Raw genomic sequence first — 14,811 nt, 5'->3', positions numbered from 1 at the left:
TTAAGAGATTTGCTATTCTGAAAACGTAATATTTTGTTTTCTAGTCATCTTTTGGTGAAAGTCGTTATACCTTCAAATTTAATGAAGGAGACTCGGCGCAAAGGTCTTTTTTTATTAAGAAAAGACTATTGTTCAAACCTTTACAAAAATTTGTTATAGAGGAAGCGAACGGGTGTGATTATCACCAAAAATGACCTGTTTAATATGTCAATTATATTCCAGTTAATTAAAAGCCAATGAATTCCATGGAGGAGTTTATTGGCTTTTTTGTATTCAAAATTTTGGCTCTAAAATATATGTTGGGGTAGAGGTTAAATTCAGACAATAAAAAACACGCAACCTCCTGATTTTGTTACACTTTGTTTAGACCAATAAACAAAAACAAAAAGGAGATGCGTGCAATTGAATTTTAACATAACTCTGCCAGGATTTGAAGATGTCGTCATCACAGAAGCAGAAGACCAGGGCGGTACCTACGCCCTTTCCATCGAGATGGAGCGGAAAGCCCACTCCTGTCCGGCATGCGGAGAGCTTACCAGCAAGGTTCACGATTATCGTATTCAGAAGATCCGGCATCAGCACATCTTTGGTAGACGAGCAGAGCTTTTCTATCGAAAGAGGCGATATCGCTGTACCGGCTGCGGCAAGCGGTTTTATGAGTCCAATACACTGGTGAACCGTTATCAGAGGCAATCCATTGAATTCAATCAGGCGATAGCTTTGGAACTGATTCATGGAAAGAGCTTCCGTGATGTTGCCTCCCGGTTCGATACTTCTCCAACGACAGTGATTCGTCGCTTTGATCGCATCACTTCCTCGATGGTGAAAGAAACGCAACAGCTGCCGAAGGTCATTGCGATCGATGAATATAAGGGGGATGCCGGGAATGAAAAGTATCAGACCATTATTGCGGATCCGGTGGAGCGCAGGCCGCTGGAGATTCTTCCGGACCGAAAAAAGGATACTCTGGTAGACTATCTGAGAGAACACGGAGACAAGGTGGAAATCGTGGTCATGGATATGAGCCATTCGTTCAAGGCAGCCGTGGATGAAGCACTTGGACGCCCTATCATTGTGGCAGACCGCTTCCATTTCACTCGATATATCTATTGGGCGCTGGAGCGTGTTCGAATTCGGGTGCAGAGGGACTTCCATGACTATGATCGAAAGAAGTGCAAGCGCATGCGACACGTCTTCTATAAACGGCAGGAGAAACTGTCAGAGAAGCAACGATGGTATCTGAATCGTTACTTGGATTTGTCGAATGATCTCAAACGGGCATATGAGCTAAAAGAGGCGTACTGTAAATGGTTTGAACTGGCAAAAGTTAATGGACCGGATGACCTCACTGACACGAAAGAGCATCTCCATCAGTTTTATGACCTCGTCCACGCTTCCGGGTTGAGAGAGTTCGAAAGGGCAACGGAAACCTTCCGCAACTGGCAGAAGGAAATCATGAATAGCTTTGCCTTTGGCCTACATAACGGCTATATTGAGGGGATTAACAACCAGACGAAAGTAATCAAACGTAATGCGTTCGGATTCAAACGCTTTGACCGTTTTCGTGCAAAGGTATTATTACATCATCAGTATAAACAAATTGGTTTAAGGGTCGCCTAACAAAACAGGAGTGAGCTAGACGCTCACCCCAACATTTGACTTAGAACCAAAATTTTAAGGGGTGATGAAATGACATAACAAAACAGTATTGTCACAAAAGGTATACGTGTATAAAATTCCGATTGCTTCTTTGGCTCATCCTAAAGAGAAATCGGTTTTTTTGTGTCAAAAACTTTAAAAGGAGAGGATTTTAAATGGAAAAAAGTATCCAATTCTCAAATGAGGAAAAGTCGCTGATCTGGAACAGGTTTATCGAACCAGCCAACGGAACGAAAGAAGAAGCACAGCATTTTGTGGAAGTGTGTGAAACGTTCGGTTTAAACCCATTATTAGGAGACATCGTATTCCAACGTTATGAAACGAAGCGTGGTGCGAAAACCCAGTTTATCACCACAAGGGACGGACTGTTGCGGGTTGCAACTAGTCAACCAGGTTATGTGGGACCACCAAACGCGAATGTCGTCAAAGAAGGCGATGAGTTTGAATTCCTTCCAAGTGAAGGAGATGTCAAACACAAATTTGGCACCAAGCGTGGCAAAATCATTGGTGCTTATGCGATTATGAAGCATAAAAAACACAATGCGGTAGCCGTATTTGTTGACTTTGCTGAGTATTATAACGCCAACAGTGGCAAGTTAAATTCCAAATATGGCAATGCCAATGTATGGGATACTCTCCCCAGTGCCATGATTGTTAAAATTGCCGAAACATTCGTGTTGCGCCGCCAATTTCCATTAGGTGGATTATATACGCAGGAAGAAATTGGACTGGATGAATCCATTAAAAATGTGGAAGCAGGACCAATAAATGACCCTGTTCAACAACAGCAAGATGCAAACGAAGGCCAATCCACCAAGCAACCTGTTATAGAAGAACAAGCAACAGATGAAACGCTATCTCCGTTTCAAGAGATGGTTGTTAAAGGATTCGAAATTAAAACCAGCTCTAAAAATGTTCCGTATGGTTTACTGACGGTTCAGGATAAAAAGGATGCAAAAACAGTCAAGATTCTGGTAAAGCAGGAGAATCTCATTGATTCACTGAAACAGATTCCAGAAGGGAAAACATTGAATCTGGCATTCTATGAAGAAAATAACTTCTATTTTCTAAAAGAGTTTCAGTTACCGGAATCCCAAACAGATAAGCAGGATTCTAACCAAAAGGAAAGACAGCAAGAAAATTTAAAAGAAGAACCACAGCCAAACTTGATAGACCAAGTTCATGAAGTCGAAATTCAAAAAGTGGAATTTGGACAAAAGGCCTCCGGGAAGTTTGCCAAGATTGCCGGAACGATTAAAGGAGAACCGGTCCTTATTATCGCTCGTGGAGAGGAAGCAATGAAGAAGGCAGAAGGTTTCAGTCAGGGAGCGAACGTTACCCTTGCCTTGAATAAAGAAAACGGATTTCTGTTTCTTGTCGATGTAGTGAAAACCAATAAACAGGCAGGGTGATGAAGATGTTGCCTAGTATTTTGGATGTTGCACAATTATATGATTTGCAATTCAATCCGAGATCGTTTGGAAAAAGGGAAACGTTGTGTAAATGTCCATTCTGTAAAGCGGATTCACATCCCGGGAAACGAAAGAAATATTATCTGTCACTGAACACAGAAGATAACGTCTATAAATGCTGGTATTGTAAAGAGTCTGGTGGAGTGATAGACTTCGAGGTTAAATTAAGTGGAAAAGCTTTCAGTGAAGTTAAACAAAAGTACTTTAAAAAGCGAAAGAAAGCAGTTCACCTGGCTTACGAACTGGACCCATACCAGCTGGAAATTATCGGCTGGAAGGAATACAAAAGGAAATCATTTAAAGGTTTTCGGGAGAAAAGAGAAGAAGTCCTTCGGGATTGGAAACATTTTGTTCGGAAGGAATTAACCCTTAATTATGCGCTTTTTATGTGTATCGCCCATCTGGAAGGCCAACCAAACAGACAGAGGGAATTACTTGTATGGTTCATTAAAATATGCTGGGACTCACCTGTACCTAACATGTATGAAAGAATTCAAGATGAATTTCTAAAACCTAAGAGTGATAGTAGTGAATGGGCTATGGAAGGAACAGAAATAGGGCGCATTGCTTGGAAGGCATGTATCAAAACAATGGACTTTGAACTGGAGAATTTGCTCATTCATGTGATTTATGCAGATTATTTTAACAGAGAAAATAAAAAGGCACATTCCCGAAAGGAACGTGCGACACAAAGATTTTTGCTTGATTCAGTATAGCAAGTTGAAAATATAAAATCAATAGCAAAGGAGAGCATTAAATATGAATAACGTACAATTGATCGGGAGAATGACAAAGGACGTCGAGATGAAGTACACACAGAATGGAGTCGCGGTGGCTAGTTTCACTCTTGCGGTGAATCGCCCATTTACAAATAAGGAGAATGTGCGTGAGGCAGATTTCATTCGGGTTCAGGTATGGAGAAAGCCGGCAGAAAACACTGCCTAATACTGCAGAAAGGGGTCGCAAGTTGGTGTGTCAGGACGAATTCAAACCCGATCATTCCAAGGGCAGGATGGCAAACAAGTGTTCATTACCGAAGTGGTCGCTGATAATGTGGAATTCCTTGATACGAAGACAACCGGTCAAGGAAACAAGCAACAAGGCAACCATCAGCAATCCTCCACCAGAAAGCAGCAACAGCAGAATCCATATGGCGGTCAAACTCAACCGATGGATATTGATGATAATGATTTGCCATTTTAGATTAGGATCTAATCATGAGGGTTTAAAAGGGAGATTGGATGAGTCAGTCCATCTTCCTTTTCTATTTCAATCTAAAAGAAGGTGGGACAATGATCTTTTCATTTTCAAGATTAAATCTGTATGAACAGTGTCCATACAGATTCTACAATAAATATGTGCTTGGAAAAGAAGAGCCGATAACACAACCGTTGGCACTAGGGAAAGCGGTGCATAAGGCAATCGAAGATAAAATTAAAGGCATAGCCCATGATGAAGCTCTTTTGAATGGGTATTTGGAAGCTGGTTTTCATGAAGGTATAAGTCAAAAAGAAATTTCAGATTTGGTGAAACGGGCACCAATCCAGCCAAATATGGGAGAAACTGAAATCTATTTTAAATTACCTTTATCAGACGAAAAAGATTCCCCAGTTATACAAGGATTTATTGATTTGTACCAGCCAGACGGTTCCATCATCGATTGGAAGACCAATCGATTACCTTACGACGTTCTGGAGAGTAAACAGATCGCTCTTTATTCATGGGCAATTAGTCAATTAAAAGGAACTGATAGTATAAAGGGCAGCTACTATTTTTTGCGATTTGGGAAAGAAAGCAGTCACCTATTTACCCATGAAGATATGGAGAAGGCTAGAAAGTGGGCTATAAAGGTTGCGAAAGAAATTTATGAAAAACTGGAATTGCTGGATATACTTCCTGACGAAATAGAAAAGTTATTTCCAGTTCAACCATCTAGATTATGTAGTCATTGTCCTTTTGCTTGGGAGTGTATTAAAAACAACTGTTTGCAAACACCGCATGGAATTTAACCTGTGCGGTGTTTTTTATGTAAATTCAGCAAGAAAGGTCAGCTGTTTGCGACGTCTTACAAAGCATTTACGTAATCAGATGTTTAGTGTAAACTAAATTTACAGAATTTTTATTATATCTACATTGTGAAGAATTTCACTTAAACTAACGAGGCAGTTTAGTTGAAAAAGAAAAAAGTTGCAGTTACATCGTAATATAATGTATTTAGCTAATTTTCGGGGTGTTTACAATGGTTAAATACTTTGAATATTACTGGTCGCCGGTAAGAGATGAATGGTTTGACTGGTGTAATCAATCAACATTAATGAATTATAAAAAGAAGTCTTCTTTTTATAGGGTAGACTCGTTTCTTTTATTTACAAGTGATAATTCGGATTATCGTGTGGAAGAACTAAAGTACTGAAAAAGCTAATTATACCTTTGTGATATTGTAAGTTAGTCATTAGGCATAATTAGCTTTTTATTGGTTTAGAATCCATTGTTTGGTGAATTTCATTATATTTACAGTATCGTCATATTGCATTTTTGTATTGTACAGTTTATTTACAAAGGGATTGAAGATGATATATTAAAGTTTGTTTCATTTCATCCTCTGTAAAGTGTTCTGGATTTAATAAATGATGCATTGCCATTCCGTCGACTATCGCATGGAGCCGGTTAACTTCCAATTCGAGGCAAAGTCCGTCTTTTGCATATTGTAATAATTGCAAGACATGAATGACATTTTTCAATCCTTGGTGCATGTTATCGTACACTTTATTGCTCAGCTCACTTAGCGTAGAGTCGACAAGAACTTTTGCCGAAAAAGCAAGCCACACCTCCATTTCTATCTTTCGTTCTTCATCGATGGGGAGCACTTCAAATACACCTTCTGTCACGAACTCTAACGGATCCCGATCTTCTGAAAATTCCCTTGATTTCAAACGTTGGATTACCCGGTCTGAAACTAACTCCATGGAAAATCGAAGTAATTCCGATTGGGATGAAAAATAGTGTCTTAAGGAACCAACTGAAAGTCCAGCAGTCTGGGCAATCTTTCTCACAGATGCCTTTTCAATTCCCTCATCTACAATGACTTTCCATGTAGCTTCTGCGATACGGATCTTACGTTTATGATGATCAATTATTTTTGGCATACATTTATTTTAACACACTTGTATTACATAAACAATTTATGATATTATTTAATACAAATGTATTAAATAAGGTGAAGGAAAGGAAGTGTTTGTTTTGATTGGTTGGTTAATCATAGCTTGTGAAATCGGATTTTGGATGTTTGTTTTAGCTGGACTGTCTGCTAGATATGTATTGAAAAAGAGGAAACTAAGTGTGTTTTTACTCCTTTGTACACCAATCGTCGATTTTATATTGCTTATTGCGACTGTATACGATTTAACAAACGGCGCCATTGCCTCTACCATGCATGGTATTGCTGCGATTTATATAGGGGTAAGTATAGCTTTTGGGCATCAGATGATTAAATGGGCAGATGCACACTTTAATTACCGATTTGGAGATGGTGAAAAACCTGTCAAAAATAAAAGTAGGAAGGAAACGCAAGGAAAAAACGAGAAGGTTGGTACCGCCATTTGCTGTCCTGGTTAATTGGTGGTGGGATATTAATGGGTATTGTTCTTTATATTAATAACCATTCACAGACTGAAGTTTTACTGCATACAATTCAGTTTTGGTCGATGATTTTAATTATCGATTTTATTATAAGTTTTAGTAATGCGGTTTTCTCTAAACGTACGGTGTAGAAAAAGACAAACGAAATAAAATTTCATGATCAGAATTCTAGATTAGAAAAAAGTAGTAATGAAAGTAAGATAATAAACAAATCAAGATGTATTCATCATTTCTATTGAGATTTGAAACCCAGTTAGAATTAGTGTGGCATATTCAATGTTGGGAAATGTAAAGCAATTGTTAGACGTATAAAAGAAGGTTGTTTACAAAGGGGAATAAAAATGGATATAAGTATATGGATTTTGTCTTTCTTAATCATATTTATGCTTCACAACTTGGAAGAAATTATAACGGTTGAAAAATGGATTCAAAAAACGTATCCTCGTGTTCGTGATAAGATACCTTTGTTTGTACAAAAGGAACTTAATAATTATAAAGAGATTACATCCTCTGAGTTTGCTGTCATAGTTTTTGTGTTTTCTTTTTTTGTCTCTGCATTAATATTGATTTCCGTAATGACACAACATTATTATTTCTTATTGGGGGTAAATCTACTTTTTGCCTTGAACATTTTTACTCACCCATTACAGGCTTTATACTTACGATGCTATACTCCAGGAGTCTTGACATCACTGTTATTAATTATCCCCTATTATAGTTTATTTTTCTTCCACTTCTACAACACTGACATGCTAACCTTGGACTCTGTTGTTGGTGCAATGATTGTTATGGTCTTTCTTATACCAGTATTTCTCCTTAGTCATAAAATTGGAGAGAAGTGGCGCCAATTTTTATAATCGTACTTTTTAAGTTATTTGGTGAAAATTTTGTATTCTAAAGTTTTACAAGAAAAAGAGGAGGAAAATATGTCTAAAAATAAAAGTTTATGTCTGCTTGCAATGGTAGTTATGACTATTGTTTCCTTATCTAAGTTCTGGGGAATCAATATTGCTGGATTATCTGTCATTGTCGGTATTGCGTTTTTCTTTATCAATAGGGCTTTAGAAAAAATATTTCCTCTGATAGTTTAAATATGGAAGTAATTGGAGCAAATCTAAAAGAGAAGTCAATTTGGATTTGGGTTGTTTTACCATTGATTATGAATGTTGTATGTTTTGTTTTATCAACACTGTTCTTGCCTGAATTTATTGAAAACATTTATGACAGAATAGAATCTATGATTTCGCTCAAAACGTTATTATTACTTGTTCTTCAACTTGCCATTTTAGCATTAGGCGAAGAAATTGCTTGGCGGGGATTTTTCCAAAAGCAATTAAGTAAATTGTTACCAATTATTCCAACTTGTACCTGGAATAATAAGTGAAATAAAAAACGCATTTTCGCCAAGTTACCAAAGTAATGACTCAAAATAACCGTCGTTGAAAACAAATATATTGGTCACTAAAAATGAATAAGGTTTGTGAAAATTGTTCTTAAACTATAGGGTGCAATAGCTGAACAACGGGCTGTCGAATACGGCAGCCCTATAACGTTAAAGGGGCAGGTTATTGCAGTAAGAAAAAATTATTGAAATATTGAAACTTAACAAAAGCCTAATCCGTTTTAAAGATATAAATCACTTCCTGTATTTGGAGGGGGAATAGTGAAAAACACATTGAAATTTTGTATAACGTGGATTGTGGGTGCCATTATGGCAGTATTCACAATGAGTTTATGGAGAAACGAAGAGGTAGATTGGCAACTTTTGGTTAGTGTAATTGTAGTAGCTCTCATAGGGGTACTCATTGTATCAGGAATAATGATATATATGAAAAAAAGCAAAGGATAAAGCCAATGAATAGTATTTACTTCAAATTTAAGTATTTGGTGCGATTCTTAAAGAAGGAGAAGCACCTTTTTTGTTGATTTTATACATAAGGGCAATTGTAGAATAAAGCGGTGGAGATAATACTTTGATATAAATATGGAAAATTGAAACTATTATTGAGTTGAAATCGTAATACAGATATCAACGGGGGTGGCTTTATGGGTGATTTAACTACGATAGCTACGATTGTTACTGGAATATTTATAATTTATTTAGGTTATCTATTTGGGAAGAAAAAAATGCTATCCTTAATCATAGGTTATAGTGACAATACATTTTACGGTGATAAAGATAAATATGCCAAAAGAACAGGATTGACCGCAATAATATTAGGTATTATAGTCGTCGCAATGCCATTGGTAGTTTTAATACTTGGTGAAGGTGCTGTTCAGATATTTAAATACATTATCGGTATATATGTCGTGATAATGATTATTGTTGGAAATTATTGGCGATTTCGATTTTAGACTGATATTAAAAGAATAGCATTCGCAATTGGCTATTAATCCATTAAATAGAATGGTGGATATTGTACTAACTGGTGCAAGAGTTAAACAGGGCGATCATCAAAGCAATCGTCTTTTTCTTCGAAGACCGTTTTTTGAATATTATGGTATTATGAAGAAGAAGTATTAGTGTAAAAAGTTATAAGGGGATAACGACTAAATAAAAAATGTATAGGTTTCTCTACATCTGAAAGGGGAAAAATTATTTGAATCAAGTATTATTAATTATTGATGCTCAACAAGAATTAATTGATGGCAATCGAGAAGAAAATACAATTTTTAATAAAGAGCAACTTATCGGGAATATAAATAAAGTGATTGAAAAATCAAGAAAAGCAGATGTTCCAGTTGTGTTTGTAAGGGATCTCGATGTAGCTGAAGGAAAAGGTAATGGATTTCAAATTCATAGTGAAATTAATGTACCCACGGAAGCAAAGATTTTCGATAAATCTGCAACGAATTCCTTTTATGGAACGGGTCTTCTAGAATATTTAAAATCTCAACAAATGGAACATATTGTGATTATGGGCTGTGAAACACAGCACTGTATAGATAGTGCTGTAAGAACAGCAACTATTAATGGATTTGATGTAACATTAGTTGGTGATGGGCATTCAACATTGGGTAATGATGTTTTAAGCACCGAACAAATCATAAAGCATCATAACACCACACTTCACGGCCATTATAATGTTGATCACTTTTCAACTGTCAGAAATTCAGATGAAGACTTGTTTCGTCCAACTCACGACTCATATAGGTAATTTGGATTTAAAAGCGGTACAAAATTGTACCGCTTTTACTATTTTCTATGCATCGGGTTGGATTTATTTACACAAATGAGAGATGAAGCAGTCCTATGCAGTATTAACAGTTCAATTCATTAACTTTTATAATTTTCATAAAATTAACTTTACAAGTACATTAATTACCATTAAACTAAAATAATAACTCATTCTATATTTTTAGAATGAGTTAACTATTTAGAAGAAAGGTGAATAAAAATTGGATAATAATCAAGTTCCTCTAAAAATTTCTATTGAACAATCAAAATTATTGGGAAATGCCTTACGAATTAAGATCATCAGTTTACTTTTAAATAAACCAAGAACAGCAAAACAAGTTTCTGACCAATTAGGAAATTCTCCTGGAAATGTTCATTATCATATAAAAAAATTATATGAAGGCGGTTTAATTGAACTTGTTGAAACAAAAGAAGTAGGAGGAATTATCGAAAAATATTACAAAGCTAAGTCAAAGTGGTTTAACAGTGGGGTAATTATTGATCCAGCTTTAAATGAAGATTTTAATTCAACTTTTTCCGATAGCTTGAGTCTAAGGTTATTTTTGAAAGAAGAAGAACGAGAAGAATTTATTGAAGATGTAAAAAATTTACTTGAAAAGTGGGTGAATAACTCGGATACGAGAGAGTTATCTAAGGCACAAGAATATGCTATTGGGTTTAAATTAGTTGCAAGTGAGACGGAAAAGGGAGATTAAAAAAGGTGAAATGAGGTTTTTTATGATGGATATATTTAAGAATAAAAACTTTACGTGGATGTTCTTAGGGCGAATTCTTACCAATGTTGGAGATAGTTTATATGCTGTTGCAGCGATGTGGTTAGTTTATGATTTAGGAGGTTCTACCTTTTATACAGGATTGGCTGGATTTTTATCAATAATCCCCCGCCTAATTCAATTTTTCTCTGGTCCATTGGTTGACCGATTACCGATACGCCCAATTTTAATTTATACACAAATCCTTCAAGCAATATTACTTCTTACTGTTCCCTTGGCTTCTTATTTTGGCTCTTTAACAGTTTCCCTTGTTTTAATAATTACCCCAATTTTAACTACTTTAAATATGTTTGTATATCCTGCACAAATGGCCGCTTTACCAACATTTTTAAGAGAGGAGGAATTGACTAAAGGAAATTCCTTATTCACTATGGCATATCAAGGCATTGAGATTGCGTGTAATGCAATTTCGGGTATTTTAATCGTTTTAATAGGAGCAATATCTATCTATGTTTTAGATGCGATTGCATTCTTAATGGGTGCTTTTATTTTTTCTTTAATACGTATGCCTATGATAAACAAAGAGAACGTTCAAAATAATATCCCAAGTTTAGAATCCAAGTATTTATCGGAGTTAATGGATGGTTTGAAAATAATTATCTTTACCCCACTATCAAGACTATTATATGGAATCATAATAATAAATTTAGCAATGGGGGCTACATTTGTTGTACTACCTGCTTTTGGATCCGATAAAGGTGGACCAGAAATGTATGGACTGCTATTGATGGCCCAAGCAATAGGAAGTCTGCTAGGTGCATTATTAACTCCGTATTTAAAACTAGATAACTTTCCTATAGGGAAATTATATGCAGCTGCGTTTATGCTTAGTGGTTTAGCCTGGGCTTTATCTGTCTTTTCACCTTGGAGTTGGTTAACGATTGTTATTTACGGGCTTGCCTGGGTGCCTGGTGGCATAACGAATATTGTAATAAATACTATCATACAAAAAGGAATTCCTAAGAAATTATTGGGTAGAGTGTTTTCTGCTACAATTAGCATAAGTGGAATTGCTACCCCTCTTGGGGGGCTAATAGGTGGTAGTCTAGGAGTATTATTAGCGAGTGGATACATAATTATATTCAGTGGGTTAGTGGTCCTTTTAGTTGGTGTTGTTTGGACTTTTGACTCAGTTACAAGAAATTTACCTTCTGCCAAAGATATTGACTATTCAACTTTCGGTTCACCAAAAATAGTAAGATATAGTAAACCACTTTAGGAATAAAACATTATGGGAGGGATATCTAATTAAATCAGATAATGTTGTAAATAGATTGTATTTTTAGAGTTTACATCAGTCCTATAATCATAGGTATTATTAGTATTATCTTATCGTTTCTGGATCGACGAAACTATTATTTACAGCGAAATAGTGCCTTTTGTGGCGTTCCTATTCTTCTTATCAAGAGGGACATTTCATTAAAACAAGTTATTATAAGTCCGCAATAATGTGATTTATAGCAGTGCATTTTTAAACTACTCAAGGAATTGTAGTTAATAATATGCTGTGAAGAGTTTCACTTAAACTATTGGGTGCAAGAGTTAAACAAGGCGATTAGCAAATCGATTGTCTTTTTCTTCAATAATTTTTTGAATATTATGGTATTATTGAAGATGGAGTTATGGAGCTAATGGGCAGGATAGAGGAGTGAAAATTAAAATATATTTAGAGGTGAAAAATAGATTTTAATGATAAAAACTATATGTTTGAAGCTATTTTAGAAGGTAGATTAGCTCAAGGGAGAACAGGTGAGAACCCACCAGTTGGAGTGATTATAGTAAAAGATGGGGAAATAGTTGGAAGAGGTCATACAAGTATGCAAGGAGGAAGTCATGCAGAAATAAATGCATTACGACAAGCTGGGAAAAAAGCTGAGGGTGCGACTTTGTATAGTACATTAGAACCCTGTGCTCATGATGGTCTAACACCACCTTGCTGTGAAGCTGTTTCAAAGGCAGGAATTAAAAGAGTAGTAATAGGAATTAAAGACCCTAATGAAAAAGTGAATGGAGAGGGGATAAATCATTTGATACAACATGAAGTTGTTGTAGAAGCTGGACTTTTTGAAAACAAAATTCAAGAAGATTTAAATAACTATTTGAAAAGGATAACAGAAAGTTAATGACACGTTGAACCAATACTACTTAATGACTTTGTGAAATATTGTACTTAAACAAACGGGTGCTTTAACGAAAGAAGGAATAGGAGTTGTCATTTCGACAACTCTTATCGGATATTGTGCTAAAGTAGCAATAAAGTTTAACAAGGCGGTGCCATTGAATGGGAATATTTTTTCACGACAGGGAAGAGAAAAGTACAAAAATAATGATTATAATTAGAACAGCAATTGCAATATTGATGGCGATATTATTGATTTCTGTCATAATCAATGGTTTTAATTTCATCTTTTTTAGGTTGATTTTCATATTAGCAGGGGTCGGTTCTGTATTTGACGGTATTGAAAAATATCTTCATAGGAAAAAAAGTAGGCGATTTCTTATTGAGTTTGGATTTGCAATTTTATGGTTTATATTCGCATTCAGTTTGTAGTAGATTAAGTCAATAATTTGTACACTGACCCTCTTAAACTATATGGTGCATTAGCGAAAAAAGAAATATTGAGGTAAATGGCAAGTTTCTAATAGAAGAATTACGAATGGGGGAGATTGTATGAAAATAAGAACAAAAATATTTATAGCGATAGGTGTCCTATCCTTTGTAACAGTAGCCTTTTTAATTAGCACTCAATCATACTTCAATAACAAAGAAATTAGTCTTGCAAGTGATAGATGTTATGAAATAGGTGGGATGCCAAAAGTAGAAAGTGATTTCTTGAATTTAAATTACTCGTTTTCCTGCCAAGAAAATAACTAAAGTTCAATACTAATAGAGTGAATACGATATTTCACTAAACTGGTGCTTTAGTTTAAGAAGAAAATGACACGGATCTCTTATTAAAGGGTTCCGTTTTGAGTTGCATTTTCAAAAAACACTACTCAAATGACAGTAAAAATGACTGATAAAATGACAAATAAAAGTCGTCTGGATTGGCGGCTTTTATTATTAAAATGACAAGGAGATTGTTAAGTTTTTTAATAATTACTAATATATGGTAAAACACAAATACTAGCGTATAATTAAGAGGTAACTAGAACGTATTTAAGAAAAAAATCACTTTGGAGGGGTATAGGTTGAAGAAAAAAATTATATTCGTATTAACTTTATTAATCAGTATTCTATTCATTAGTGCTTGCAGTAATTCAGCAGAAGATGAAAAGGCGAGCGAAACTCCTGACGCAGAAGAAACCACGAGTCCGTCTTTAGAAAATGAAGATAAAGCGGGAAACGATAATAACGACAATTCAATGGTAAACTTCGATTTGCCTGAAGACCAGATGGGCTTATCTATGGGTGACACGGCTCATTATATGTATGGGTATCAAGACGATTCCCGAGAATTTGAAATCACACTAAATTCTGTTGAGATTGCGGATACTCTGGGTGGTGAACCTAGTCAGGAAGGCACCTATGTCCTCGTTGACGTAACACTTAAAAACCTAAGCGACGTACCAGTTAAAGCTGAAGAAGGATTAGGTATTGGTTTAGGAAATGAAAATGCCGGCAGTTTCCCTTGGTTCTACTTAGAAGGTGTTGCGGAAGAGTGGCCAGGTGAAATACAACCGAATGAATCACAAACAGGCGTATTATTATATGATTTACCTGCTGGTAATTCTTATGAATTAATTGGTGGCGAGCACCATAGTAATGCAAATACCATTTCATTTGAATTTACAGCGGATGAGGCTGAATAAATTAGGGTGAGATTTTATGGGAATTATAGATAAGACGGATAAACCTGATTATGTCCTCGAGTATTATATAATCTGTGTTTTATCTATACTAACATTTAGGAAAATAAACAGAGTTGAAAAATTGAAAGTGAAACTTAGAAAAAAGAAAGAAGAGAACTCTAATAGAAATATTTAACTGCAATTAGATAATCATTTTGTTAACTGGTGCAATAGTTTAAGAGGAGCAACGCAAAATATCTTGTGTTGCTCCTTTTGT

General features: G+C 35.6%; 17 protein-coding genes and 2 pseudogenes. 18 read left to right on the top strand and 1 reads right to left on the bottom strand.

Annotation, left to right across the window (positions count from 1 at the left end):
• The first annotated feature begins 396 nt into the window (after window positions 1-396).
• The 6 genes and pseudogenes from A4245_RS16315 (at window position 397) to A4245_RS20225 (ending at window position 5,544) form a co-directional block, all read left to right on the top strand.
• Window positions 397-1,620: an ISL3 family transposase gene (locus A4245_RS16315; protein WP_084268840.1), complete on the top strand. Its 1,224-nt coding sequence runs from the start codon at window positions 397-399 to the stop codon at window positions 1,618-1,620.
• A 194-nt stretch (window positions 1,621-1,814) separates the two neighbouring features.
• Window positions 1,815-3,071, top strand: coding sequence for a RecT family recombinase (locus A4245_RS16310; protein ID WP_067729854.1), 1,257 nt, complete (start codon window positions 1,815-1,817; stop codon window positions 3,069-3,071).
• Window positions 3,072-3,076: 5 nt separating this feature from the next.
• Window positions 3,077-3,847, top strand: coding sequence for a hypothetical protein (locus A4245_RS16305; RefSeq protein ID WP_067729852.1), 771 nt, complete (start codon window positions 3,077-3,079; stop codon window positions 3,845-3,847).
• A gap of 43 nt (window positions 3,848-3,890) precedes the next feature.
• Window positions 3,891-4,334: pseudogene (ssb, locus tag A4245_RS16300) on the top strand (single-stranded DNA-binding protein).
• Window positions 4,335-4,423: 89 nt separating this feature from the next.
• Window positions 4,424-5,140, top strand: a complete 717-nt coding sequence (locus A4245_RS16295; protein ID WP_199860701.1) for a RecB family exonuclease — start codon at window positions 4,424-4,426, stop codon at window positions 5,138-5,140.
• A gap of 230 nt (window positions 5,141-5,370) precedes the next feature.
• The gene (locus A4245_RS20225; protein ID WP_157087747.1) at window positions 5,371-5,544 is read left to right on the top strand and encodes a hypothetical protein; all 174 of its coding nucleotides are present in this window, start codon (window positions 5,371-5,373) and stop codon (window positions 5,542-5,544) included.
• A gap of 136 nt (window positions 5,545-5,680) precedes the next feature.
• Here the strand turns inward: A4245_RS20225 and A4245_RS16290 are convergent, their stop codons facing one another.
• On the bottom strand, window positions 5,681-6,277 hold the full coding sequence (locus A4245_RS16290; RefSeq protein ID WP_067729848.1) for a TetR/AcrR family transcriptional regulator: 597 nt from the start codon (window positions 6,275-6,277) through the stop codon (window positions 5,681-5,683).
• A 94-nt stretch (window positions 6,278-6,371) separates the two neighbouring features.
• Between A4245_RS16290 and A4245_RS16285 the strand changes: the two are divergent.
• From A4245_RS16285 to A4245_RS16230, 12 genes and pseudogenes are all read left to right on the top strand, one after another.
• Window positions 6,372-6,901 (top strand): annotated as a pseudogene (locus tag A4245_RS16285) (hypothetical protein).
• A 210-nt stretch (window positions 6,902-7,111) separates the two neighbouring features.
• Complete coding sequence (locus tag A4245_RS16280) at window positions 7,112-7,627, top strand: HXXEE domain-containing protein (protein ID WP_067729846.1); 516 nt, start codon at window positions 7,112-7,114, stop codon at window positions 7,625-7,627.
• A 69-nt stretch (window positions 7,628-7,696) separates the two neighbouring features.
• On the top strand, window positions 7,697-7,861 hold the full coding sequence (locus tag A4245_RS20220) for a hypothetical protein (RefSeq protein ID WP_157087746.1): 165 nt from the start codon (window positions 7,697-7,699) through the stop codon (window positions 7,859-7,861).
• A gap of 2 nt (window positions 7,862-7,863) precedes the next feature.
• On the top strand, window positions 7,864-8,154 hold the full coding sequence (locus A4245_RS16275) for a hypothetical protein (protein WP_067729844.1): 291 nt from the start codon (window positions 7,864-7,866) through the stop codon (window positions 8,152-8,154).
• A 279-nt stretch (window positions 8,155-8,433) separates the two neighbouring features.
• On the top strand, window positions 8,434-8,619 hold the full coding sequence (locus A4245_RS16270) for a hypothetical protein (protein WP_067729842.1): 186 nt from the start codon (window positions 8,434-8,436) through the stop codon (window positions 8,617-8,619).
• Between the two features lie 197 nt (window positions 8,620-8,816).
• A complete protein-coding gene (locus tag A4245_RS16265; RefSeq protein ID WP_067729840.1) occupies window positions 8,817-9,125 on the top strand; it encodes a DUF3784 domain-containing protein in 309 nt (102 codons plus the stop codon).
• A 245-nt stretch (window positions 9,126-9,370) separates the two neighbouring features.
• Window positions 9,371-9,928: a cysteine hydrolase family protein gene (locus A4245_RS16260; protein WP_067729838.1), complete on the top strand. Its 558-nt coding sequence runs from the start codon at window positions 9,371-9,373 to the stop codon at window positions 9,926-9,928.
• Window positions 9,929-10,169: 241 nt separating this feature from the next.
• A complete protein-coding gene (locus tag A4245_RS16255) occupies window positions 10,170-10,664 on the top strand; it encodes an ArsR/SmtB family transcription factor (RefSeq protein ID WP_067729835.1) in 495 nt (164 codons plus the stop codon).
• Between the two features lie 22 nt (window positions 10,665-10,686).
• Window positions 10,687-11,961 (top strand): MFS transporter, encoded by a 1,275-nt coding sequence (locus A4245_RS16250; RefSeq protein ID WP_234402435.1) that lies wholly within the window; start codon window positions 10,687-10,689, stop codon window positions 11,959-11,961.
• 484 nt (window positions 11,962-12,445) lie between these two features.
• The gene (gene ribD / locus A4245_RS16245) at window positions 12,446-12,865 is read left to right on the top strand and encodes a bifunctional diaminohydroxyphosphoribosylaminopyrimidine deaminase/5-amino-6-(5-phosphoribosylamino)uracil reductase RibD (protein ID WP_067729833.1); all 420 of its coding nucleotides are present in this window, start codon (window positions 12,446-12,448) and stop codon (window positions 12,863-12,865) included.
• 548 nt (window positions 12,866-13,413) lie between these two features.
• Window positions 13,414-13,617 carry a hypothetical protein gene (locus A4245_RS16235; RefSeq protein ID WP_067729829.1) on the top strand — a complete coding sequence of 68 codons (204 nt, stop codon included), beginning with the start codon at window positions 13,414-13,416 and terminating at the stop codon, window positions 13,615-13,617.
• Window positions 13,618-13,934: 317 nt separating this feature from the next.
• Window positions 13,935-14,555, top strand: coding sequence for a DUF4352 domain-containing protein (locus A4245_RS16230; protein WP_067729827.1), 621 nt, complete (start codon window positions 13,935-13,937; stop codon window positions 14,553-14,555).
• Window positions 14,556-14,811: the final 256 nt, after the last annotated feature.

It is taken from the genome of Oceanobacillus damuensis (genome assembly GCF_001618145.1).
GTDB classification, from domain to species: Bacteria; Bacillota; Bacilli; order Bacillales; family Amphibacillaceae; genus Oceanobacillus; species Oceanobacillus damuensis.
Note: the sequence above shows the minus strand (reverse complement) of the source record. Positions and strands in the feature narration are given on the sequence as shown.

Excerpts from the sequence above, each read along its gene's own strand:
- A4245_RS20225 (WP_157087747.1), top strand. The coding sequence starts at position 5,371 with ATGGTTAAATACTTTGAATATTACTGGTCGCCGGTAAGAGATGAATGG.
- A4245_RS16250 (WP_234402435.1), top strand. The coding sequence starts at position 10,687 with ATGATGGATATATTTAAGAATAAAAACTTTACGTGGATGTTCTTAGGG.
- A4245_RS16275 (WP_067729844.1), top strand. The coding sequence starts at position 7,864 with ATGGAAGTAATTGGAGCAAATCTAAAAGAGAAGTCAATTTGGATTTGG.
- A4245_RS16280 (WP_067729846.1), top strand. The coding sequence starts at position 7,112 with ATGGATATAAGTATATGGATTTTGTCTTTCTTAATCATATTTATGCTT.
- A4245_RS16310 (WP_067729854.1), top strand. The coding sequence starts at position 1,815 with ATGGAAAAAAGTATCCAATTCTCAAATGAGGAAAAGTCGCTGATCTGG.
- A4245_RS20220 (WP_157087746.1), top strand. The coding sequence starts at position 7,697 with ATGTCTAAAAATAAAAGTTTATGTCTGCTTGCAATGGTAGTTATGACT.
- A4245_RS16290 (WP_067729848.1), bottom strand. The coding sequence starts at position 6,277 with ATGCCAAAAATAATTGATCATCATAAACGTAAGATCCGTATCGCAGAA.
- A4245_RS16235 (WP_067729829.1), top strand. The coding sequence starts at position 13,414 with ATGAAAATAAGAACAAAAATATTTATAGCGATAGGTGTCCTATCCTTT.
- ribD (WP_067729833.1), top strand. The coding sequence starts at position 12,446 with ATGTTTGAAGCTATTTTAGAAGGTAGATTAGCTCAAGGGAGAACAGGT.
- A4245_RS16265 (WP_067729840.1), top strand. The coding sequence starts at position 8,817 with ATGGGTGATTTAACTACGATAGCTACGATTGTTACTGGAATATTTATA.
- A4245_RS16295 (WP_199860701.1), top strand. The coding sequence starts at position 4,424 with ATGATCTTTTCATTTTCAAGATTAAATCTGTATGAACAGTGTCCATAC.
- A4245_RS16305 (WP_067729852.1), top strand. The coding sequence starts at position 3,077 with ATGTTGCCTAGTATTTTGGATGTTGCACAATTATATGATTTGCAATTC.